At 47.3% G+C, this 1,443-nt stretch carries 2 protein-coding genes; both read right to left on the bottom strand.

What is annotated here, in order from left to right; all coding sequences use genetic code 11:
* Positions 1–753: MFS transporter (locus tag AC1DWB_RS35095; protein ID WP_477545691.1), on the bottom strand; the 753-nt coding region annotated here is incomplete at its 3' end.
* Positions 754–786: 33 nt separating this feature from the next.
* Positions 787–1,176 (bottom strand): hypothetical protein, encoded by a 390-nt coding sequence (locus AC1DWB_RS35090; RefSeq protein WP_477545690.1) that lies wholly within the window; start codon positions 1,174–1,176, stop codon positions 787–789.
* Positions 1,177–1,443 lie beyond the last annotated feature (267 nt).

The raw sequence follows: 1,443 nt of genomic DNA, 5'->3' as shown, positions 1-1,443 counted from the left end.
GAAAGAGGTAATAAGCCATTTTCCTTTTTTCTTCAAAATATCCAAAATCGACTTGATGTAGGGTTTCAGCTTTGGTGCTTCCTTCTCTTTCTTAGGCTCCTTAATCAACCAAATGACGGCAACGAGCGAGATGGCGCAAAATAATGGGAAGGCAAAAAAAGAAGCGTACCATACAATTAAGGCGAGCAATGAGCCGATAATCGGACTTAGCACTTTACCTGTTCCGTTGGAAGCTTCAGTTAAGCCTAGCGCCTTGCTTTCTGTGGCTCCTTTGTATAAGTCCCCGACCAATGCCATCGCTACTGGAGCTGTCCCTGCTGCGGCCATCCCTTGAATTGCCCGGGCAATAATGATGATCGTGTACGATTTCCACACTGCACCCATTCCGGCCAAAACCCCTGCAGCACCATATATAACGAGTGAAGGAATAATGATTGCCTTACGTGTGAAACGATCGGACAAGTAGCCGATGACAGGGATGAATATTCCAGCTGCAAACGAAAATATCGTAATGATGAGACTGCTCTGAAATCGGGAAATGTTCAGTTCGTTCTGCATATCGGGCAAGATCGGAACCAACATGGAGTTCCCCAACACTAATACAAGGGGAATTGTTGCGATGGCCATAAATTCCCACTTCTGCCCTTTACCGCCTTGCTGCTTCCCGGGCTTCTCTTGCTGTTCGTTTTCGTCCTCGTCGATTTCACTTTCGAATACGATGCGAAGCTTTCTTGTTTTGGTGTTCGTCGCCATTGCATATTCCTCCAGGCCAGTACTTTGTTGTTACTATCTCCTTAGGCTTAGGACGTCATTCAGGCTTGAACTGGAAAATGAGGGGGTGGGCGTGATAAAATAGCTCAAGGCATAAAGTGCAAGTGCGGCAAGTGCTCGGTTTGAGCTGCGGAATAAGAACATCTTCGGCTCGTCTTGTTTTTTGTTGCCCGATGTAGGGAATGCTACGAAGCAGGCAACAAAAAGCCAAAGGTCGCCTTCGATTGAGGGGGAGAGTAAGAATCTCAAGGCAATAAGTGCAAGTGCGGCAAGTTCTCGGTTTGAGCTGCGGAATAAGAGCATCTTCGGCTCGTCTTGTTTTTTGTTGCCCGATGTAGGAAATGCTACGAAGCAGGCAACAAAAAGCCAAAGGTCGCCTTCGATTACTCTTCTTCCTTCGCTCAAGGTTCGAACTTGGTTTCCCTCGTTCACTTTCCCCTTTCGCTTCGCGTGGAGGGGAAGTAGTAAAGGGCAAGAGCAAAGCGATGCGTTTTGATACGCCCGCTGTCAGGGCTGTAAGCCGAAAAAAGAGGCTGTCGATTAACTGTGGACAAGAGGAGTGGAAAGTGAAAAAGAGGACCCCGGCGAGTTTTGGCTTGAACCTCCATACCACTTAATCCCTTATACAATCAGGGAGGTTCAAACAAGATGTTTGAGCTAAAAGGGGTCCTT

The sequence above is a fragment of the Paenibacillus sp. P4_E11 genome (assembly GCF_056401635.1).
This window is presented reverse-complemented; position numbering and strand designations above follow the sequence as displayed.